The 20,489-nt window shown below is 42.1% G+C and carries 20 protein-coding genes; 9 read left to right on the forward strand and 11 right to left on the reverse strand.

Annotation, left to right across the window (positions count from 1 at the left end; translation table 11 throughout):
* Nucleotides 1–172: 172 nt before the first annotated feature.
* A complete protein-coding gene (gene msrA, locus V7K50_RS07195; protein ID WP_334958544.1) occupies nt 173–838 on the forward strand; it encodes a peptide-methionine (S)-S-oxide reductase MsrA in 666 nt (221 codons plus the stop codon).
* Nucleotides 839–959: 121 nt separating this feature from the next.
* Here the strand turns inward: msrA and V7K50_RS07200 are convergent, their stop codons facing one another.
* On the reverse strand, nt 960–1,586 hold the full coding sequence (locus tag V7K50_RS07200; protein ID WP_334958546.1) for a type I restriction enzyme HsdR N-terminal domain-containing protein: 627 nt from the start codon (nt 1,584–1,586) through the stop codon (nt 960–962).
* Nucleotides 1,587–1,647: 61 nt separating this feature from the next.
* Nucleotides 1,648–2,841: a serine/threonine protein kinase gene (locus V7K50_RS07205; RefSeq protein ID WP_334958548.1), complete on the reverse strand. Its 1,194-nt coding sequence runs from the start codon at nt 2,839–2,841 to the stop codon at nt 1,648–1,650.
* Nucleotides 2,842–2,954: 113 nt separating this feature from the next.
* Between V7K50_RS07205 and V7K50_RS07210 the strand changes: the two genes are divergently transcribed.
* On the forward strand, nt 2,955–3,137 hold the full coding sequence (locus tag V7K50_RS07210) for a hypothetical protein (RefSeq protein WP_334958550.1): 183 nt from the start codon (nt 2,955–2,957) through the stop codon (nt 3,135–3,137).
* Between the two features lie 26 nt (nt 3,138–3,163).
* Nucleotides 3,164–3,475, forward strand: coding sequence for a helix-turn-helix transcriptional regulator (locus tag V7K50_RS07215; RefSeq protein ID WP_334958552.1), 312 nt, complete (start codon nt 3,164–3,166; stop codon nt 3,473–3,475).
* Here V7K50_RS07215 and rfbB read toward each other — a convergent pair.
* The 4 genes from rfbB to V7K50_RS07235 form a co-directional block, all read right to left on the reverse strand.
* On the reverse strand, nt 3,466–4,527 hold the full coding sequence (rfbB, locus tag V7K50_RS07220; RefSeq protein WP_334958554.1) for a dTDP-glucose 4,6-dehydratase: 1,062 nt from the start codon (nt 4,525–4,527) through the stop codon (nt 3,466–3,468). The genes V7K50_RS07215 and rfbB overlap by 10 nt on opposite strands.
* 170 nt (nt 4,528–4,697) lie before the next feature.
* Nucleotides 4,698–5,699, reverse strand: coding sequence for a glycosyltransferase (locus V7K50_RS07225; RefSeq protein WP_334958556.1), 1,002 nt, complete (start codon nt 5,697–5,699; stop codon nt 4,698–4,700).
* A gap of 67 nt (nt 5,700–5,766) precedes the next feature.
* Nucleotides 5,767–6,468, reverse strand: a complete 702-nt coding sequence (locus V7K50_RS07230) for a DUF6391 domain-containing protein (RefSeq protein WP_334958558.1) — start codon at nt 6,466–6,468, stop codon at nt 5,767–5,769.
* 453 nt (nt 6,469–6,921) lie between these two features.
* Nucleotides 6,922–7,185 carry a helix-turn-helix domain-containing protein gene (locus V7K50_RS07235; protein WP_334958560.1) on the reverse strand — a complete coding sequence of 88 codons (264 nt, stop codon included), beginning with the start codon at nt 7,183–7,185 and terminating at the stop codon, nt 6,922–6,924.
* 362 nt (nt 7,186–7,547) lie between these two features.
* On the opposite strand from V7K50_RS07235, the gene V7K50_RS07240 reads away from it, so the two are divergent.
* Nucleotides 7,548–8,525 carry a carbohydrate kinase family protein gene (locus V7K50_RS07240; protein ID WP_334958562.1) on the forward strand — a complete coding sequence of 326 codons (978 nt, stop codon included), beginning with the start codon at nt 7,548–7,550 and terminating at the stop codon, nt 8,523–8,525.
* On the opposite strand, the gene V7K50_RS07245 is transcribed toward V7K50_RS07240, so the two are convergent.
* From V7K50_RS07245 to V7K50_RS07265, 5 genes are all read right to left on the reverse strand, one after another.
* Entirely contained in the window at nt 8,522–9,283 is a 762-nt protein-coding gene (locus V7K50_RS07245; RefSeq protein WP_334958564.1) for an HIRAN domain-containing protein, read from the reverse strand. The two genes, V7K50_RS07240 and V7K50_RS07245, sit on opposite strands and share 4 nt — an antisense overlap.
* Complete coding sequence (locus tag V7K50_RS07250; RefSeq protein ID WP_334958566.1) at nt 9,280–10,191, reverse strand: HipA-like protein; 912 nt, start codon at nt 10,189–10,191, stop codon at nt 9,280–9,282. Before V7K50_RS07250 ends, V7K50_RS07245 begins: the two co-directional genes overlap by 4 nt.
* Before the next feature lie 65 nt (nt 10,192–10,256).
* A complete protein-coding gene (locus tag V7K50_RS07255; protein WP_334958568.1) occupies nt 10,257–10,937 on the reverse strand; it encodes a polysaccharide deacetylase family protein in 681 nt (226 codons plus the stop codon).
* A 46-nt stretch (nt 10,938–10,983) separates the two neighbouring features.
* Nucleotides 10,984–12,255: a CheR family methyltransferase gene (locus V7K50_RS07260; RefSeq protein WP_334958570.1), complete on the reverse strand. Its 1,272-nt coding sequence runs from the start codon at nt 12,253–12,255 to the stop codon at nt 10,984–10,986.
* Between the two features lie 21 nt (nt 12,256–12,276).
* On the reverse strand, nt 12,277–12,753 hold the full coding sequence (locus V7K50_RS07265; RefSeq protein ID WP_334958677.1) for a chemotaxis protein CheW: 477 nt from the start codon (nt 12,751–12,753) through the stop codon (nt 12,277–12,279).
* Nucleotides 12,754–12,873: 120 nt separating this feature from the next.
* Between V7K50_RS07265 and V7K50_RS07270 the strand changes: the two genes are divergently transcribed.
* The 5 genes from V7K50_RS07270 (at nt 12,874) to V7K50_RS07290 (ending at nt 20,476) form a co-directional block, all read left to right on the forward strand.
* Nucleotides 12,874–14,658, forward strand: a complete 1,785-nt coding sequence (locus V7K50_RS07270) for a methyl-accepting chemotaxis protein (RefSeq protein ID WP_334958572.1) — start codon at nt 12,874–12,876, stop codon at nt 14,656–14,658.
* Nucleotides 14,659–14,667: 9 nt separating this feature from the next.
* Nucleotides 14,668–15,390 (forward strand): chemotaxis protein CheW, encoded by a 723-nt coding sequence (locus tag V7K50_RS07275; RefSeq protein WP_334958574.1) that lies wholly within the window; start codon nt 14,668–14,670, stop codon nt 15,388–15,390.
* Nucleotides 15,390–17,648 carry a hybrid sensor histidine kinase/response regulator gene (locus tag V7K50_RS07280; RefSeq protein ID WP_334958576.1) on the forward strand — a complete coding sequence of 753 codons (2,259 nt, stop codon included), beginning with the start codon at nt 15,390–15,392 and terminating at the stop codon, nt 17,646–17,648. Before V7K50_RS07275 ends, V7K50_RS07280 begins: the two co-directional genes overlap by 1 nt.
* Before the next feature lie 73 nt (nt 17,649–17,721).
* Nucleotides 17,722–18,699, forward strand: coding sequence for a chemotaxis response regulator protein-glutamate methylesterase (locus V7K50_RS07285; protein WP_334958578.1), 978 nt, complete (start codon nt 17,722–17,724; stop codon nt 18,697–18,699).
* 370 nt (nt 18,700–19,069) lie between these two features.
* The gene (locus V7K50_RS07290) at nt 19,070–20,476 is read left to right on the forward strand and encodes an ATP-binding protein (RefSeq protein WP_334958580.1); all 1,407 of its coding nucleotides are present in this window, start codon (nt 19,070–19,072) and stop codon (nt 20,474–20,476) included.
* The last annotated feature ends 13 nt before the right edge of the window (nt 20,477–20,489 follow it).

Here is a 20,489-nt window from a genome sequence, read left to right on the forward strand (position 1 = left end):
GCTGATGCGAATTTCCTCTTTGATGAATAGCATTAACCAGTCAAAGAGCAAACACTGAGATACATCTGTAACTATCAACACAGTCCAATGATGATTCTAAGAAGACCCCAAGCGATCGCCAGAATCTTTACAATAGTAAATAAGGTAAAGATATATATCAGAGTCAAAATCAATGGCACTATTCGGATTTGGCAAAAAGGCAGTTATGCCCACACCTGACGAAGCTTTGTCAGGAAGGGCACAATCTATGTCAGTACCCGCAGCTCATTATGTCAACAAGAATCCCTTACAACCCCCTTATCCCGATGGATTTGAGAAGGTAATTTTTGGCTTGGGCTGTTTTTGGGGTGCAGAACGCAAATTTTGGCAACTTCAAGGAGTTTACACCACCGCAGTCGGTTACGCTGCTGGTTTAACACCCAACCCCACTTATGAAGAGGTATGTAGTGGGCGAACCGGTCACAATGAAGTGGTGTTGGTTGTGTTTGATCCCAAAGTAATTAGTTACGCCGAACTGCTCAAAGTCTTTTGGGAAAGCCACAATCCTACCCAAGGGATGCGCCAAGGTAATGATGCTGGCACTCAATACCGTTCGGGAATTTATGTATATTCCGAAAGTCAAAAGCAGCTAGCAGAAGCATCGCGGTCAGCTTATCAGCAAGCCCTCAACGGTGCAGGTTATGGCAAGATTACCACAGAAATCTTGGATGCGCCGGAATTCTATTATGCTGAAGCTTATCATCAGCAATACTTGGCTAAAAATCCCAATGGATATTGTGGTTTAGGAGGGACAAATGTTTCTTGTCCCGTGGGTGTAGTTGAATCGCAAGTTAATTGATAGAAATGGAGTTGATAGGGTGTGTTAGCGTAGCGATGTCTACGACGGGCTACGCCTACGCATAAAATACCGAAAGTATTGGGATGGTGCGTTAGCCAAGGGCATAACGCACCCTACAAGATTACGAATTACGAATTAAATGAGCTAGGCGTTTTAACACTTTGACAACAGTATGTAGGTCATCTCCACGATTCATTGACAGTGTGTAAGATAATGCATATCTCGGTGTACCCTGCTTCGTCAACTTAATAAATCTAAATTCATTACCATTGGTGATAAACCCAAAAACAGGTTTAGCCGAAGTTGCATCTGCTAACATATAAGCCAATGCTTGGGGAATTGCTGGCACTAATGAATAATCTGCTCGTTTTGCCTCAATAACGAGAACCCAAAATGGAGGATGCAACACCAAGATGTCAATACGTCCTCTGATAATCCTGCCTTCGTCTTCAGAAGAGATTTTTACCTCTTGTTCTGAGGCAATGTAGAAAGGCGGTTGATAAAAACCTGCTAGACGCAATAGTGGAGATAGCACCACCATTTTGACTACAGGTTCTAAAATAGGATATTTCGATAGAGGCAAATATTCTGCCTTGACTTCGTTGAGAGATTGCTTTTCTAAGTCACTCAACTCAGCTAAATCTTGCCGCCATTCTGAAAAAAAATCTTCCTCGTCTGCAAGTTGTAGGCCAAATTCATCAATCAGTTGGGTTAGGGTGATATCTTTTCCTTGAAGAATTTGAACCATTTGTTGAACCCTTATACTTTGCCTAAAAAACCTTCCCTTGATATTTATCCAAAAGACTGCCTTACAGTGACGATTTTAGTAAAGCGATCGCGCCGACCCACAGCATAATACTAATAGGCGCTCCAATGAGAATCCCAGCGATCGCCCAGCCTCTTTGATGCGCCTTAAATTGCTCAATACTGCGCCACCGTCTACTTTTCCAAGCCCATTCATTGCCTTTGGCACCGAGTGCGATCGCCATTAAACACCCAACTTGGGGTATAAAACAGAATAGTCCATACCACGTTTGATTTGGCCACATCCACAACCAAGGCATCAAAAACGCGCCCCAATTCCAACCGAGAATTTCCTCTGGGACTGTTTCATTGTGATTATTTATCCCGCATCCAGAATTGTTGATTATTTCTTTTAGCGGCAAAAGCTGATTCCTGTTTGCAGATTTAACAGTCAGCCCCGATTTGAGAGCATTTAGCGCAACGCTTGCACTAGCAAATCTTTGTTCGGGAGCGGGTTCTATCAACTTTTGTAGCCAACTGATAAAACTGGGACTGAGATTAACTCGGTCTGTAAATTGCAGTCGCAAATCCTGCTGTGGTAAATCAGAGGGTGAAGTTCCAGTGAGTAAATGAATCAAAGTTGCTCCCAGTGCATAGAGGTCTGAAGCCGCAACCGCTCGACCACCAAATTGTTCCATTGGAGCATAACCATAAGTACCCACAACGGTAAAAGTAACGCCCTCTCTTGCCGCTTTATCCTGAACTGCGCCAAAATCAACTAAATAAATCCGATTATCTTCGCCCCAGATTAAATTACTCGGTTTAATATCTCTATGCAACACCCCTGGATTTAACTCATGTAGATATATGAGAATATTTAAAATCTCACCAGCGATTTTCCTCGCTCGTTTTTCACTAAACCTTTTGCCAACAGCAAGTTTATCCTTAAGCGACTCACCGGGGATATATTCTTGTATTAAGGCAAACCACAGTGTGCGATCGTCAATACAAAAATAATCTATATATCGGGGGATGCGAGGATGATTTAGCTGTTTAAGAATTTGTGCTTCCCTCTCAAAAAGTTTTAGATCGTCCCACTGCACAGTACCACCAAAGGCCAAAAGTTTGACCACAACAGTCGAATTTTTGCCATCAGAGGCTTGTAAATCCAATGCTTGCCAAGTTTGACGAATTCCATTGTTACCGAGTTGACGTTGAATTTGATAACGGTCTTGTAATATCTGTTCTGGTTGCAGCATCTTAACACCTGCTGGCAATTTACGTTGATGTGATTCCCTTATATTCAAGGATAGTCATTATCTAGATAAACTGTGGGAGCCTGAAAATTTATTGAACAAGGAGTACCTAAGCCGTGAGAAAATTTAGAACACTCGATGAATTTGAAGAAGAGTATTGCCGCAAACACCCAGAAGAAATCGACGATTATTTGACTGAGATGTTTCAGGAATATGCAGAAGACAACGATTCCGGCGCTTTGTTAGCATCCTTGCGCGTTGTCGCTCTCACAATAATCGATATCGAAGACTACCACTAACTTGAGTCAGCAGGGGAGACAGCAATATGAGCCAAAAGCTAGTACCAGCAAGAGTACCAACACCAGGAAAAATTTTAAGTCGAGAATTAGAAGCCCGTGGCTGGACACAGAAAGATTTAGCAGAAATTATGGGGCGTCCAGTTCAAACCATCAATGAATTTATTATTAGGAATAAAAAAGTCTTTTCTCGTAAAGCAATTGAAGAATTTGCTCAAAATCAAAATAGACATCCAGGCATAATTCTTGGTCACTTACATTATGACAAATTAGTTCCCTATAAAAATTTCAGACCATTACTTGTGAAAGTTAGTCCCATTTTTCGGTCATTCTACAGATAATTTTTGCGATAGTAAGCTTGATATTCCGCAGACAGCAGAGGTTCCCACCAATCACGATGATTGAGATACCATTCAACAGTTAAACGTAAACCCTCAGCAATTGTTACTGAAGGTGTCCAACCAAGCTCAGTTTTAATCTTATTCGCATTAATTGCATATCTGCGATCGTGTCCCTGTCTATCCTTGACAAAATTAATCAACTGCTTGGCTGGACGTACTGGTAAATCAGGTGCTAATTCATCCATCATTTGACATAAAAGTTGCACGAGGTTAATATTTTCCACCTCATTATTGCCACCAATATTATATGTTTCTCCTGGTTTACCATGATTAATTACCACATCCAGAGCCAGACAATGATCGCCTACATAAAGCCAATCGCGCACATTTTTACCATCGCCATAAACAGGTAATGGTTTTCCGATCAAAGTGTTGATACACATCAGAGGAATTAGTTTTTCGGGAAACTGATAAGGGCCGTAATTATTAGAACAATTTGTGATAATGGTTGGAAGTTTATAAGTATGATAATAAGCACGCACTAAATGATCGCTACCAGCTTTCGAGGCTGAATAGGGACTATTGGGAGCGTAGGGTGTAGTTTCACAAAAAGCTGCATCATCTGCGCCCAAACTACCGTAGACTTCATCAGTAGAAACGTGTAAAAAACGATAATCAGATGGCTGTGCTTTTGTCTCCCAATGTTGCCGAAAAGCTTCAAGCAGGGTGAAAGTTCCCACTACATTAGTTTGCACGAAAGCCGCCGGCCCCAGAATCGAACGATCAACATGAGATTCAGCAGCAAAATGGGCGATGGTATCAATATTTTCCGTTGATAATAGCTCGTCTATGATGGTGCGATCGCAAATATCCCCCTGCACAAACCGAAAATTCTTTCCACCATCAACCAGCCCCAAATTCAGACGATTCCCCGCGTAGGTAAGCGCATCCAACACCACCACCCGATCATTTGGATAAACCTGACACCAATGATGGACAAAATTCGCCCCAATAAACCCCGCACCCCCTGTAACTAATAACCGCCGATTCATTCAATTTCCTCACTTGTTTCTATATTCTCAGCACCTAGAGCGATTCGTGTATGGAATTTCCCAGAAATAAATTATCCAATCTTGTGGGGTGGGCAACATGAGCGTAACCAAAGGCGGGCAAGATGCCCACCCCACAATAAATAATTGAATATTTTTTTATTTGGAAGTCCCTATTTCAAGTTAAAGTATTTCTTCCCCAGTTTCCCGTATATCCTCTGAGCGAGTAATTTAGCCAGACGTATTCTCGTCAAATCCTTAATATTAGATTGCTGTTGAATTTTATGGTCAAAAAACTCATTTAACTCATCCAGAATAACTTGAAAACGCTGAATAATATTTTCAGTTCGATGCTCAACTAAAAACTCTTCAGATAAACTAAACACTACTGAAGAATCAATCACCTTCATAATACGTTGGACATCATATTCTTGAGAATATCCAGCAATTTTATAGCAATTAAATCCCGGATCTAAGTAATCAGCCAGTCCACCGTTAACACTAGAAAATACCTGGCAGCCACAGGCAAGAGCTTCCATTGGTTGCAGACCAAATCCTTCACTAACGCGCTGTTGTGCCCAGTACTCAGCCGAATCATAGAGGTAAATCTTAGCTCGGTTGAATAGTCCAGGTAAATCCTCTATGTATGAATCAACAACTAATACTTTACAACGTTTTTGCAACGCTGGAATCAATTCTTTAATTAAATACTCAGAAGACTTTCGAGCCTGAACTAAAACATCAATATCCCGTTCTAGACCTAAATTTTGAAACTCATCAGAAATTTGATTGGGCAAATAATAAATCAGAGAATTGGGTGATTTCTCTCCCCAATATCCCATTGTATAACGGCTAACAGTGATGATGGGAATACTCGCAGGTAGTCTAAATGGATAACCTGCACTATGTGCATGGTAAACGACATTGTATTGCTTTAGTTTAGCCACGAGTTGAGCTATATCAAATCCCCAACTGATCACAAAAATTACATCACTTAAATTTTTCTCTTTTAGCAAATCGTCAAGAAAAAGCTGATCTTTTTCGCGTTGACGGTAAGTTACAACATCAGCACTACAAATATGCTGAACTAAATTAAGTGCTTTTAGTTCTGCCCAAAGACCGCCACAGGCAAATTTGCCATCTGTACCAGGTAGTAAGAAGTAAAGTTTTCTCATAATTTTTTTTAGATTGGGGCATTGGGAATTGGTTATTTTCCTCTGCCCCTCTGCTTCCTTACTCTGTTCATTCTTGCCAGCCCACTTTCACAAAATGTGCCTCACGTCCCCAAACGTCGCGTGTGCGGGTAATATTTTCAATTGCTAGGTTAAAAGGAATGGCAGTTGTTAGATAACGCTGTGCCATAGAACCTAAATTAGGTGCGAGTTCGGCGGCTGTCGTCGCCGCTAAACCCAAACCTATAAGTTGCTCGATTGGTCGAAATGGTAGCAATAGATGCACACCTACAGCTAGTCCAGCTGTTAAGAGCATTGCTACTGATAAATTTGTGCCACAACGGGGATGTACAGCCAAATCCCATTCTCCACTGGTGATGCGATGTCGAGCAAGTGCGACAGCAGCCCGCAAATTACTAATATTTACGTCACCATAAAGGTAGAATCCCTGCTCAGTAGACAAACCGCCTAATAGTTCATTATCTAGTTGAACGTTAGTGGGTTCTCCTGTGGCAGCATAAGCGCTTTTTGATTCGCTAAGAACCCAAACAGTCGCGTGTTCTAAGGCGTGAACCTGTCGCAGCATCAAAATTTCTTTCAACCCTGGAATAAACGATAGCTGTTTGAGTAAGTCGGTATCTTGTGTAGGTTGCGGAAAGTCTGAAAATCGGTCTTCAACATTCGGAACTTTCTCAGATACAGGTATTGTAAAATCAAAGTTAAAAAATTCAAAGGGAGACGAGCTACCCAAAAAAGAAGCGGAAGTATTCATTGCAACACTCCTCCCAAAGCTGATGGGGCAACATAGATTTCTTTCAAATGTAACGCTTGCACCACTGAATTGTTGCTAATTTTTGTGGATGATTATTTAGTTTGGGCATGGGGCATCCCTTCTCTACGAGACGCTACGCGAACGGCTTCGCTCAGGGCAAGTGGGCATTGGGCATTGGGCACTTGTACTGAGCGTAGCCGAAGTATGGGGCATTCTCCCAGTCCCCAGTCTTGTTCTGCTCAATTTGGAAAGTAATTTTGATATTGATAGTTTCCGAGTCCGAGGGTCAGCTGGTTCCACTAACATAAACCCTGGCTGAGTGAAGGACTCGGAACTTTTGGTAGAGTGTTCACACTGAAAACTTAGGCGTGAGCAGGGGAACAATTAGTCAACTTCAAAATCGGCTTGCAATTATACCAGTTCAGAGCAGTTACGCTGCTACTAGTAAATTGTTTATTCGATCTGGTTAGGCAGAAGACAGCAATTCACATCATTCAAACAGACTTTGCCCCACTGTAAAGCCCATCGGACAAGAGCTACTCGATTTTCTGTCTGGGTCTTGGTGAGAATATTACTGATATGGTTATCAACTGTACGCTTGCTAATCTCCAGTTTTCCTGCAATTTCTTGGTTAGTTAAGCCAGCGGCCACTAGGTCGATAATTTGCAGTTCTCTGTCTGACAGACTAACGGGGGTCTCAGACTTGCCACCAGCCATAACTATTTCTATCCTCCCTTGGTATATGTACTTAATCGCTCTTTCTAATTCTAGAAGATTCTTCTGTTGGTAGGGGTTTCAACTATTAGCAGTTATACGATTGTCAATATTTTCTTTGGATTTCATGTTGGTATGAATATAAATCACGCAACATTTAAAGTAATAATTATAGCTATTAAAAGGAAATATATCGTCTAAGCACTTAGCTAGAAAAAGTGAGATTAGAAGCATATACATACTATATAAGTAGTAAAAATTGCTATTTAATTCTATGAAGAACTGGCGACAGATTAGCAAAAATTATTGTAGATTTTATACTGTAAATTCCTAATCCCAAATCGAAATCTAAAATTGAAAATGAGATGAGCAATCCCCGTGTTTTATGCCTTGGTGAAATTTTGTTTGATTGTTTAGCCGATCAATTAGGACTAAAGCTGGAAGAAGTGAAATCCTGGACTCCCTATCCAGGAGGGGCACCAGCTAACGTAGCTTGTGCTTTAGTCAAGCTGGGAACTTCAGCAGGATTTATCGGAGCCGTTGGCGAAGATGAACCAGGGAATGCACTGGTAAAGCTATTACAAGATGTAGGTGTAGATACGACGGGGGTACAACGCCATCCCACAGCACCAACGCGGCAAGTTTATGTTACACGGGATCTGGCTGGCGATCGCACCTTCGCCGGATTTGGTCAGTATGACACCGCAGAATTTGCCGATACTCACCTGCAAGCTAAACAATTGTCAGATTCGCTGTTTCAAGAAGCAGATTTTCTGGTTTTGGGTACTTTGGAATTAGCCTATCCTGAAAGTGAAGAGGCAATTCACCGCGCTCTAGAGTTAGCAGAACGTTATGACTTGAAGATTGTGCTGGATGTCAACTGGCGTCCTGTATTTTGGGATGAGCCAAACATCGCTCATCAAAAAATTCCAGAATTATTTAAGCGTGTCGATTTTCTTAAACTCTCCAAAGAAGAAGCTGAATGGCTATTTGAAACCGCAGATCCCGGAGCCATCACTTACCGTCTAGCTTCAATTGAAGGGGTACTGGTGACAGATGGGGAAAACGGTTGCACTTATTGTTTGGGTGAGAATGAAGGCAAGTTACCCTCATTTTCCATCCCTGTAGTTGATACAACTGGTGCAGGAGATAGCTTTTTGGCAGGATTCATCAACCAACTGAGTCAGCATGGCATCCACGGCTTGCGGGATGCCGAAACCGCAAAACGCATTGTCACTTATGCCAGTGCTGTTGGGGCACTGACTACCATTAAACCAGGTGCGATCGCTTCTCAACCAACAACTGCTGAAGTCGAAGCTTTTCTAGCCACACATCAACTCTAGGAATTAGCATAAGCCACTGGGATATCAGCCACCACAGGCTGATACTCCTGGCTAGAAAATGGACGAAAATCTTCATGCCATTCTGCGGTCATATTGCACAATAAACGTAGTTGGAGAGTAGTTGGTACTGGGTTAACGCGCTCAACATGTACTTCTAGTTCGGAATTTTTGTTCTTGAGTTTAAAAACATCATCCACAATATACCGAGGGCAATAACCTACGATGTGATGATCCTCAGTGCATAAGAGCAATGCACGCGGGTCATAGGGATTTTGAAATTCGTTAGCTAAATGTAACAGTTCACCCGTTTGTAATTGATTAATTCGCTCAGTTGCACAAGCAGGAAGATGCCGCAGTCCATGTGCAAAAAAATGGATGCGGTATAAACCATTTTCATCTGGTTCTGGACAGGGAAAAACTTCAAAATAATCTGTTACTTTGCGCCCACCACTCCGAGAAAGAATGCTAACTGGATCGTCTTGTCCTTCTGGAATATTTAGCGATTCAATATAATCTTTATAGTCAGGGCGAGAGCGTCGCATTAATCGATTAGAAAACAGGGGGAATAGTTCAATTGATGCGTATTCTATGTTCAACTCTGGGAAGGAATACAATAGCTGAAAATTATGTTCAGCTTGAGCTTTAACAGCACCTTGCGTATATACAAACTTATATTTTTTTCCGTCAAATGTTAAGCGACCAATGGGAAGCCAAGCGCGACTTTTAGGATCTTGCCAAGCTAAAAAAAGTGTTTTCATCGTAGGGTGTCCAGCAGCTTACTTTGATTTAACTCCAATATCTTTTGTGCAAATTCAATTGCTGTTTGCGATATGCGATTAGATGGAATACGCTCAAAAAGCTCTAACGTATCATTGCTTGACACCCTTGCTAAATTATTTAACCACACCCTGGCTGCATCTGGATACCGTTGTTGCGCTTCACAAAATGCATTAAAAGTCTTGAGGGTTCTTTTATCATCAACTCTAGCATACAAGGCAGAATTGCATCTTTCTACATAGGCTTGGAGAGAGAAGCCAGCGTCTTTTGTGGTTAGCCTACTTTTCCTTTTATAATCAGACTCGTTCCTACCGAGACAGGAGGCATGGTCATAAGTTGGTGCTAGATAAATCTTCTCTTGTAAACTTATGAGTGCCCAATTTTCATGGTGTCGATCGCTATTTCCAATCCAAGCATCCAAAAGTAAATACCCAACAAAAGTTTCCGTCGCATTACTAATTCCCTCTGGTGGTGTCCAGTCGATGGGCAAATTTAGTGAAGCATCTCCGATAGCATTGAATACATTATCTATTGTGTGTTGGGATAGGTCTTTAGAATTTTGTGGATAATTGGATACTATCCTAGCCAGAATTTCATTACCAAGGATGAGAATTGCACCTTGTTGAGGCGGCAAAAATGAGGGTGAAACAATGCCATTTTCCCCATTAAATGTCGCTAATTCATAATCAGTATGTGGTAAACCCAGCAACTCACACAACTGAGCTGCAATCTTTTCTGCCCAGTCTTCTCCTGTGTTTGGTCTAGCTTTCTTGTAAAGACAACGACCTAAATACTGATGGCGAAACCAGAACTTTTGTTTTGTTCCTAAATCTTCATCAGCATCAGGAGCGTCTAGGGGAACCTCAATGATGGAAAACTGCTCTGGCATAATTTATGGGAAAGCCTGATTTAGAGCAAATTATTAACTTCAGCTATTTTTAAAATATGTAACAGTCAATGGTTAGCCTTAGCTTGCTCCCACAGGGTATCAACAGTTACAAACTCATAACCTTGTTGTAGCAGTTGTGGAATAAGAATTTGGATTGTGGCAGCAACATCTTCTCCACCGCAAGCACCATCATGTAAAACAATTAGCGAACCATTTTTGACCTGCTGCATAACTCGCTCTACCACAGTCGTAATGCCTGGGCGTACCCAGTCTTCTGGTACAACGCTCCACATCACTGGGCGGTAATTCCACTGAAAGAACAATTTTAAAGTCGCAGGTGTAAATAAACCATTGGGGGGGCGGACATCTCGCACTTGTTCAGGTTGCAGGTTGCAGGCGTTGTAAATGGCAGCTTGGGTTTTTTCTAAAGTTTCCTTCAAGTCATTTGGGGAAAGCATGGGGAAAGAGCGATGATCGTAACCATGCAATCCGATCCAGTGTCTGCGATCGCTAACGGCTTTAGCAATGGCTGGTGAACGGTTGACGCAAACACCCAACCAAAAAAAACTCGCTGTAATGTTGTAACGATCTAATACAGCCAAGACTTCGGGTGTGTATTGCGGATGTGGCCCATCATCGAATGTGAGGGCGATCGCTTTACCATGAGAATTTCCCCGCCAAAGGCAGTTGGGAAAACTTGGCTGGAGAATGCGATATAAAATTGGGAACAGGGGAGCTAGTTGCATTTTGGGTTTATCTGGTGCAATGTTAAATCATGGATTTGACGAACATTTACCCCTTTCTTAATCGGTAAATTCGTTGCCAGAGAAGATTAGCACTATCCATATCTCCTTGATGTTCTTTGAGTAATGCCAGATGAGTCAGCGCCTCTTCGTGAGTAGGTTGTAAATAAATTGCTTTTTGAAAAGATTGTGCGGCCTGGTCATTTTGTGCCATCGCTTGCTGCACCTGACCTAGTAAAAGATATGCTTCAGTACTCACCTGATTTTGCTTGAGATAGTTGTTGCATAGTTTAAGCGCTTCATTCAACCGACCTTGATCAGCTAAAGCTCTAGCTGTCTCTAACAAATTTACCTTGAGGTCTATTGGCGATCTGAGATTCTGGGGAGTAAGATTTAATCTTTCTTGTGTTACCAACTTAGAATGGTTTTTTTCCGGTAGCTGTCGCCTGTTGAGAATATCTATATTTTTGCCTGTGAAGCCTTGTCTCTGAAGATTGGGATGATGATTTTTGCTTATATTTTCGCACGCTTTCGACTTTCGATGAGCAACTACTGAATGTTGGCGAACTGAGAGCAATTGAGTTTTAAACAATAACCAAGCTTCTGCGTGTCCAACAAATAACAAGCCTTCTGGCTTTAGCAACCTTTCTAGGACTTGAATGGTGCGCTCTTTTGTTATCAGATCGAAGTAAATCAGCAGATTACGGCAAAACACTACATCATAAAGCGGCGTGTCAGCTAGAAAATCCCGATCTGCCAAGTTGCCATTAATAAAATTCACCATATATTTCACCTGTTTACACAGGTGGTATCCTGCCTCAGTTGCCTGAAAATAGCGCTCTTGAAAGGATCGGCTATTGCTACGAAACGAGTATTGATTGTAGATTGCTCCTTGGGCTTTTAACAGGCACTTTTTGCTAATATCAACAGCATCGATGTAAATGTTTGTAGGGTTCAATCCTGCTTCCAAGAGAGCGATCGCAATGGAATATGGTTCCTCACCTGTTGCACATGGTACACTCAAAACCCGCAGTACGCCTTGTGGATTTTTTGGCAACCACTCAGATAATACGTAATGCTTCAGAAATACAAAGGACTCTGGTTCTCGGAAAAACCAAGTTTCTGGAACAATTACGCTGTCAATCAGTGTTTCCCATTCTTGGGTAGATGCCTGCAATTTTCCTAGATAGTTAGTAATATCCGTAATGCCACAATCTGCCATGCGTTGATAAATAGCACTAGCGATCGCATCAGCACCAATAGAATTTGCATCTAAACCAATCTTGCTTCTTAATAAAGCTTCAATCACAGATTGTGCCATTTATTGAGTCTTCAGACCACTCTAAAATCCAGTATTGTCATGACTTTCTGGCAAGAGATTGACTGGCTGTGCTTCTGACAACAAGTACTCAATGCGAAGACACTGAATCATCCCTTGGTCATCTACAATCATTTTGCCCAAATATGGCGCTGTATCTATCTGGATATTTGGATCAACAAATTCAGACTCAGACTTGTCTAATGTTTCCACAACTTGTTCTGTCATTAAACCCAAAATATAGGGTGCCTGAAGTTCTGTTTTATTATTTCCCCAATAATTGACTAGTACAATCCTAGTACTCAAGTACTCATCTGAGGGTTTGCCACGCATCAACTGACATAAATCCATTACTGGTACAATGCGTCCCCGGTAGTTAAAAACACCAGTTATATACTCAGGCTGGTGGGGCAAAGTTTTAAGCACAACCAGTGGTATTACTTCTACAACCTGTCGGCTTTCTATGGCATATCGCTCATTCCCAATGTTGAGAAGTAACATCAACACTAATTTATATCTCCAGTGCTAGCTTTTGTATTCCTTATGTTCATTTTGTTTGTGATTTGGGAATTGTAATAACTGAACGCGTTTTACACCAGCAGAGAAACAGTAGGATATCCAATGTTCAAGAATATGACCTTGCAAACACGATTGATCAGTTCATTTTTATTCATGGGACTGATCGTACTCATAATGGCCTTGCTGGGATGGTTCACCACCAACGAGTTAAATCAGTACATTAACATACTAGAGAAGGATAACATCCCCAGTGTATCCGGGATATGGAAGATTAACGAAGGTCAGACACAAATCCAATCGGCAGAACGGTTACTATTTGATCCTGAAGTAACTGTTACTGAAAGACAGGGTGCAATAACTCAAATCCAGGATGCTTGGAAACAGATTAACGAAGGGATTAAACAGTACGAAGCAACGCCATTAACCGAACAAGAAAAAAAAGAGTATGACTTACTTAAAGACCAACTGGATGTCTGGAAGCAAGCCCATGAGAAATTGTTAGATATTGAGCAACAGTTCAATCAACTTAATGCTCGCAATCCTTGGAAAAAACAAATTGCATTAATCCGTCAAGGAAAAGAAAAATCACCGGAGTTTGCCACTATTCAAATGGCTCTTGGATTACGCGATCGCATGGATTCTGATGGCGCAAATAAGGAGGAGCCGTTATTTAAAATAACTGATGAGCAAGCAGGCAAACTTTTAAAACTTAATGAAGGTTACATATCAGATTTACAAAAAGAAGTCGAACAGAATGTAGCTCGCAGCATTTTCTGGATTTGTGTAGGAATTTTCATTGGCCCCACAACTGCGATTATTTTGGGGGTTGTAATCGCTCGGCAAGTTGCATCGCAGATTATTAGTCAGATTATGGGTGTCGTTGGGCTTGCAGAGCAAATTTCTAGGGGGAACTTAACAACTCAGGTCAAGGCTGACCCCAACAGCAAAGATGAAATGAATAGACTTTTAAGTGCTTTCCAAACCATGACCCAGAGTCTCAACACTCTGATTCGTCAAGTACAGCATTCAGGCATTCAAGTGACTACCTCAGCTACTCAAATAGCAGCTTCGGGTAAACAATTAGAAGGGACGCTCACGGAGCAGATAGCTTCTACTAATGAGGTAACTGCTGCTAGCAAAGAAATTTCCGCCACCTCTAGGGAATTAGTAAGTGCAATGGAACAAGTTGCGACCATTTCCCAAATCACGACGACAGCAGCGAATGATAGTCAAAAAGACATAGTGCGGATGGAAACCACCATGCGGCAGTTAGCAGAAGCCACTAATGCGATCGCTGCCCGACTGGGAGTAATTAGCGAAAAGGCAAACAACATTAATACTATTGTTGTCACAATTACCAAGGTGGCAGACCAAACGAATCTGCTATCTTTAAATGCGGCGATCGAAGCCGAAAAAGCTGGAGAGTATGGCTTGGGCTTTGCTGTAGTTGCGAGAGAAATTCGCCGACTAGCAGATCAAACCGCCGTTGCTACTCTCGACATTGAGCAGATGGTGAAGCAGATGCAATCGTCAGTCTCTACAGGTGTAATGGAGATGGACAAGTTTGCCGCAGAAGTAGGGCGGAGTATAGAAGATGTTGGCAACATCAATACACAGGTTGGGCAAATAATCCAGCAAGTGCAAGACCTGAATCCGCGATTTGAGTTTGTCAACCAGGGTATGGAAACCCAATCTGTGGGAGCGCAACAAATTAGTGAGGCGATGGTGCAGTTAAGCAGCACCTCTGTGCAAACTACGGATTCCTTGCGGGAAATTAATCATGCCATAGCCCAACTTAACCAAGTGGCCCAGGGATTGCGTCAAGAGATTGCCCGCTTTCAGGTGAAAACAGAAGACGCTATACCTCTAATTCACCAACTCTCTTGAGCAACCTTTATGAACCCGATCGCAAGTCCCTTAAATATTGAACGTTGTTGGAATTTTATCGGCATTGAGGGCGATCGCTCCTGTCCCCAATTAGCCACCTATACCCATTGCCGCAATTGCCCTGTTTACTCTACTGCTGGACGCTATTTACTAGAGCGCTCTATACCTGAAGATTATCGGCAAGAGTGGACTCAATTACTAGCTAAATCTAGAGTCGATGAAAATTCCCAGATATCCCATACTTTACCCACTACTCAAACTCTGACGGTGGTAATTTTTCGTCTGCAACGGGAATGGCTAGCACTTTCTGCCCAAATCTTCAAAGAAATTTCCCCTCCGAGCGTGGTTCATATCCTACCGCATCGCAGCAACCAAATCTTGCGGGGATTGGTGAATATCCGAGGCGAATTGCGATTGTGCATCTCTTTGAGTCATCTGCTGAATCTGGAAGTTGCCGATACACCAGTACAAACGCTAACTCCTGTGGTGTATTCGCGGATGGTAGTTCTGGAAAAGGCAGGTAACACTTGGGTTTTTGGTGTAGATGAACTTTATGGAGTACACCGATTTCACCAGGATGAGTTACAAGAGCCGCCCAAGAGTCTGACTCAATCCTATACTAAAGGATTATTCCAATGGCAACCTGCGGGATCACCAATGGCGCGCTGGCACAGTGTCAGCTATTTAGATGATGAATTGTTATTCACCACCTTAGCTAGGAAGATGCTGTGATGTTAGAAGAATTTGATGTCAGCAATCTTTCCTTGCTGGATTTATTCAACATGGAAGTCAAAACTCAAGTTGTGGTGTTAAATGATTGCCTGTTGGCACTGGAGACGAAACCCGATCCCCAAACAGAACTGGCAGCCTTAATGCGGGCAGCCCATTGCATCAAAGGCGCTGCTAGAATTGTCCAAATTGATCCGGCTGTCAACCTTGCCCATGTCATGGAAGACTGCTTTGTGGCGGCTCAGGAGGGAAAAGTTACCTTAACTGCGGCTCACATTGATGTGTTGCTGCAAGGGGTAGATATGCTCCTGCATCTAGCCCAAACAGTTACAGCCAACCCAAATTTGCAGATTTTAGAAGATATCGGCATTCAATCGTTAGTGAGTGCGATCGCTAATATCCTAACTCCAGAGGCAACCTCTACAGAAATTCATCCCCTGCTGACAACAGCGCAGTTAGAAGAGAACCAACACACAACCCTTATTTCCCCATCCCCACTAGAAGAACTAGGCATCACCCAAAATCGGGCAGTGCGAATGAGTACTGACAATCTCAATCGCTTGATGGGTTTAGCAGGAGAGTCTTTAGTTGAGGCGAACTTGTTAGAACCATTTGCTAACTCTTTGCTCAAACTGAGAAGCAATCAGGGAGAATTGTCTAACCTACTGGAGAAGTTACAGGAGTTATTGGGCAACTCTCATCTGGATCGGCAAATTAAAGAAACCTTGAGTGCAGCTCATCAAAAAGCTAACGAATGTTACCAGATGATGAGCGATCGCCAAAACGAACTAGAACAATTTTCTCAGCGTTCTGCTAACCTTGCCCAGCGCCTATATCAGGAAGTCATTGCTACCCGAATGTGTTCCTTTGCTGATCGGGGACAGGGATTTCCGCGAATGGTACGGGACTTAGCAAGACAATTGGGTAAACGGGTGAAATTGGAGATCGCCGGTAAGTCTACTTTGGTAGATCGAGATATTCTAGAACGCCTCGAAGCTCCATTGACTCATATCCTGCGGAATGCAATCGATCATGGCATTGAACTGCCCCAGGAGCGTCTAGCAGCAGGAAAGCCAGAAGAAGGAATTATTCGCATTGAAGTTGCCCATCGTGCCGGAATGCTGTTTATCACTGTTGCAGATGATGGACGGGGAATCGATATCGAGTTTTTGCGTCAAGCAGTCATCACTAAACAACTGACGAACCCAGAAATAGCAGCCCAACTTACCGAAGTCGAGTTAATGGAGTTCCTGTTTTTACCTGGTTTCTCCACAACCGAGACTGTCACCGAAATTTCGGGTCGAGGTGTGGGGCTGGATATAGCCCATAGTACAGTGCGGGAAGTTGGCGGAACGCTGCGGGCGGTTTCTGTGTTGGGAAAGGGTATGACTTTTTACTTGCAGTTACCGCTAACACTATCTGTGATTCGTACCCTGTTGGTAGAAATTGCCGGTGAACCTTATGCCTTTGGGCTGACACGCATTGAACAGGTAGCGATCTTGTCTAGGTCTAATATTGCTGTATCGGTAAATCGTCCATTTTTCCTAATGAATAATCAACCTATAGAGTTGATTTTGGCAAGTCAAGTTTTAGAGTTACCCTCGCCTGCGGTGAATATAGAATCGCTGTCAGTGATTGTGATTAGCGATCGCCTCAACCGTTATGGACTAGTTGTAGATCGGTTTCTGGGTGAGTCCAATTTGGTTGTCCGACCTCTAGATCCCCGCCTTGGTAAAGTCCCAAACATTAGCGCCAGTGCCCTCATGGATGATGGTTCGCCAGTGTTGATTGTCGATGTCGAAGATTTGGTACGTTCCATTGCTAAGGTGTTTTCCAATGGACAAATTTCTCAAGTAAATCAGTCGGCTGATCAAGCAGTTACCAAAACTTACAAGCGAGTGTTAGTAGTAGATGATTCGATCACTGTGCGCGAAATGGAGCGCAAACTCCTGGAAAACAATGGTTACAAAGCTGAAGTGGCTGTTAATGGCATTGATGGTTGGAATGCAGTCCGTAGCGGCAATTATGACTTAGTGGTGACAGATATTGATATGCCCCGAATGAACGGCTTTGAACTCACCAGCCAGATCAAAACTCATACCAAGTTGAAGCAAACACCCGTGATTATCGTTTCTTACAAAGATCGCCAAGAAGACCGACTGCAAGGGTTAGAAGCTGGTGCAGACTACTACTTAACTAAAAGCAGCTTTCATGATGACACTCTATTAAAGGCGGTGATTGATTTAATTGGAGAGGCTTGAAGGAGGCAGGAGGATTTTACTGCGTGAATTTTGAATTGTTAATCTGGTGTATTTTGGAGAAATGCCATAACCTGTGAGAATTGCGATCGCTAACGATATGTTCATAGCTGTAGAGGCACTGCGGCGGGTTGTGGAAAAAGTACCAAACTACAAGCTGGCGTGGGTTGCCTACGATGGCGCGGAAGCTGTGAGCAAGTGTGCGGCTGATACTCCCGACTTGATTTTGATGGATGTGCTGATGCCTAGCATGGATGGAGTAGAAGCTACACGGCATATCATGAGCCAATCTCCCTGCGCTATTGTGATGGTAACAGCTAGCGTTAATCACTATGCAGCCAAGATTTTTGAAGCAATGGGCTATGGAGCCTTGGATGCCATCAACACGCTAATCTTAGGTGATGATGGGCTACTAAATAAAATTGCCACGATCGCTCGCTTAATTGGTAAATCTTCACATCAGCGATCGCTATCACTTCCACCCCTAATTGTCATGGGCGCTTCCACTGGTGGCCCCCAAGCATTGACAACTATTCTCTCCCAATTTCCCCAAGATTTTCCGGCGGCTGTGGTAATTGTCCAGCATATAGATGCCCAATTTGTCCAAGGTTTTGCCGCCTGGTTAAACGAGCAAATTCCTATGCCTGTACAACTAGCGATCGCTGATACCTTACCACAGCCTGGTAAAATTCTTGTTGCCGACACAAATCATCATTTGGTGATGCGTCCCAACCTCACCCTTCGCTATGACAAAGAACCACTAAATTTTTCCTCCCATCGTTCAATCGATGTTTTCTTCACGAGTGTGGCTAAAAATTGGACTGGCAAGGGAGTTGGAGTGTTGCTAACGGGGATGGGTCAAGATGGCGCTCAAGGCTTAAAACGATTGCGCCAAGAAGGTTGGCAGACTATTGCCCAAGACCGCAAAACTTGCGCTGTCTATGGTATGCCGAAAGTAGCAGTGGAATTAGGATCTGTTGTGGAGGTTTTGCCAGTTGAAGCGATCGCATCAGCCTGTATGAAGTTTTCACCGAACTCAAAATTGCCGAGTTAACGTTGACATAAAGATGCAGAAGGGGACGCGGAGAGTTTTAAATCTTTAACGAAAAGCGGAGAATTATCTATTTCCCAATATCCCATACCCAAGTCCCGGTTGTTATTAGGCTTGCTCTAACTCACTTACGGCAAAATACTTAGTTATAAATAATAAAATATACTCTATGAATTAGTTATAATTACTATAAAAGTTTATAGTATAATCAATTACTATAAATTCAAATAAGATGATCGAGATACCTTTAGAAAGTGTTTGAAATTCCTATTAATGGTGAATTAATGATCTGAAAATAATTGCGACATCATAAAATAATAATGCCCGTTATTAGTTTGTAATTATACCAACACCATTTAAATAAAGGTGCTAAATGAATCTGCAAGAAACAGCACTCTTACAAATATCTCAAGATAAAAAAAGATTATCAGTGAAGTGGAATGAACCACAAACCCCAGAAGCCGTGCCATTTATTCTGGATTCTAAAACATCCGCAGTGAAGCTTTTGCTAATTGACGATCAGGTAATTATTAGCGAAGCTTTCCGTCGGATTATTGCGACAGAAGCAGATATTTCCCTTCACTACACAAGTAATCCAGCTAAAGCTATTCAAGATGCAATCGCCATTGCACCAACGGTGATCTTCTTGGATATGATCATGCCAGAGATCGATGGATTAATATTGCTGCGTTGGTTCCGTTCTCATCCAGTAACTCGTGATGTCCCTATCGTCATGCTATCTAGTAAAGAAGAAGCAAAGTTGAAAGCCGATGCCTTTGCTGAGGGTGCAAATGACTACCTAATTAAGTTACCCGATGCAGTTGAGTTAATTGCCCGCATTCGTTATCATTCCAAAGCATACAATAATCTCAAAGCACTCATTACTGCTACTGCCACTGCTCAACTTCAAGCACAACAGTTAGAACATACGTTACGGGAATTACAAACCACCCAAGTTCAATTGATCCAGACTGAGAAAATGTCTAGTTTGGGTCGAATGGTCGCAGGTTTAGCCCACGAAATTAATAATCCTGTTAATTTTATTCATGGCAATTTAAATCATCTTAATAATCATGTAAACTGTCTTTTAAATTTAATCGAACTATATCAAGAAAAACATCCAGAGTTGTATTCTTTATTTGCCGACAAGTTTGGTGACTTTAATGTTGATTTCATCATTGATGATTTACCAAAAATTCTTTCATCTATGAGGATAGGGACTGATCGTATTCGTGACATTGTACTATCCCTAAGAAATTTTTCTCGACTTGATCAGTCAGAAAAAAAAGCTGTTAATATTCATGAAGGTATCGAAAGTACTTTATTACTTTTAAATCATCGGCTACAACCAAAAATTGAAATTATTAAAAAATATGGTAATCTCCCACCAGTTCAATGTTATCCAGCACAACTAAACCAAGTATTTATGAATATCCTTAGTAATGGCATTGATGCTTTACTAGAGCTAGATAATCAGATCGAAAAGCAAATTGTGATTAAAACTGAAGTAACTGAATTGTCAACAGTCATAATTACATTCAGAGATAACGGTAATGGAATAGATTCCGAGATTCAAAGCAAGATATTTGATCCTTTTTTTACAACTAAACCTATCAACAAAGGAACGGGACTAGGTTTAGCAATTAGCCATCAAATTATTGAGAAACATCATGGCAATATCCAGCTAAAGTCTGAACTTGCTTATGGAACAGAATTTGCAATCGAAATTCCAATAGCATTACCTGCTATATGTAGCGAACTGCAAAAAAGCCGATTATAAACCGTGCCAAATA

Origin of the sequence: Nostoc sp. (assembly GCF_036917135.1) — a bacterium.
Lineage (GTDB): Bacteria > Cyanobacteriota > Cyanobacteriia > Cyanobacteriales > Nostocaceae > Nostoc.

Excerpts from the sequence above, each read along its gene's own strand:
- V7K50_RS07270 (WP_334958572.1), top strand. The coding sequence starts at position 12,874 with ATGTTCAAGAATATGACCTTGCAAACACGATTGATCAGTTCATTTTTA.
- V7K50_RS07215 (WP_334958552.1), top strand. The coding sequence starts at position 3,164 with ATGAGCCAAAAGCTAGTACCAGCAAGAGTACCAACACCAGGAAAAATT.
- V7K50_RS07250 (WP_334958566.1), bottom strand. The coding sequence starts at position 10,191 with ATGCCAGAGCAGTTTTCCATCATTGAGGTTCCCCTAGACGCTCCTGAT.
- V7K50_RS07290 (WP_334958580.1), top strand. The coding sequence starts at position 19,070 with ATGAATCTGCAAGAAACAGCACTCTTACAAATATCTCAAGATAAAAAA.
- rfbB (WP_334958554.1), bottom strand. The coding sequence starts at position 4,527 with ATGAATCGGCGGTTATTAGTTACAGGGGGTGCGGGGTTTATTGGGGCG.
- V7K50_RS07265 (WP_334958677.1), bottom strand. The coding sequence starts at position 12,753 with ATGTTACTTCTCAACATTGGGAATGAGCGATATGCCATAGAAAGCCGA.
- msrA (WP_334958544.1), top strand. The coding sequence starts at position 173 with ATGGCACTATTCGGATTTGGCAAAAAGGCAGTTATGCCCACACCTGAC.
- V7K50_RS07200 (WP_334958546.1), bottom strand. The coding sequence starts at position 1,586 with ATGGTTCAAATTCTTCAAGGAAAAGATATCACCCTAACCCAACTGATT.
- V7K50_RS07275 (WP_334958574.1), top strand. The coding sequence starts at position 14,668 with ATGAACCCGATCGCAAGTCCCTTAAATATTGAACGTTGTTGGAATTTT.
- V7K50_RS07260 (WP_334958570.1), bottom strand. The coding sequence starts at position 12,255 with ATGGCACAATCTGTGATTGAAGCTTTATTAAGAAGCAAGATTGGTTTA.
- V7K50_RS07245 (WP_334958564.1), bottom strand. The coding sequence starts at position 9,283 with ATGAAAACACTTTTTTTAGCTTGGCAAGATCCTAAAAGTCGCGCTTGG.
- V7K50_RS07240 (WP_334958562.1), top strand. The coding sequence starts at position 7,548 with ATGAGCAATCCCCGTGTTTTATGCCTTGGTGAAATTTTGTTTGATTGT.
- V7K50_RS07225 (WP_334958556.1), bottom strand. The coding sequence starts at position 5,699 with ATGAGAAAACTTTACTTCTTACTACCTGGTACAGATGGCAAATTTGCC.
- V7K50_RS07230 (WP_334958558.1), bottom strand. The coding sequence starts at position 6,468 with ATGAATACTTCCGCTTCTTTTTTGGGTAGCTCGTCTCCCTTTGAATTT.
- V7K50_RS07235 (WP_334958560.1), bottom strand. The coding sequence starts at position 7,185 with ATGGCTGGTGGCAAGTCTGAGACCCCCGTTAGTCTGTCAGACAGAGAA.
- V7K50_RS07255 (WP_334958568.1), bottom strand. The coding sequence starts at position 10,937 with ATGCAACTAGCTCCCCTGTTCCCAATTTTATATCGCATTCTCCAGCCA.
- V7K50_RS07280 (WP_334958576.1), top strand. The coding sequence starts at position 15,390 with ATGTTAGAAGAATTTGATGTCAGCAATCTTTCCTTGCTGGATTTATTC.
- V7K50_RS07205 (WP_334958548.1), bottom strand. The coding sequence starts at position 2,841 with ATGCTGCAACCAGAACAGATATTACAAGACCGTTATCAAATTCAACGT.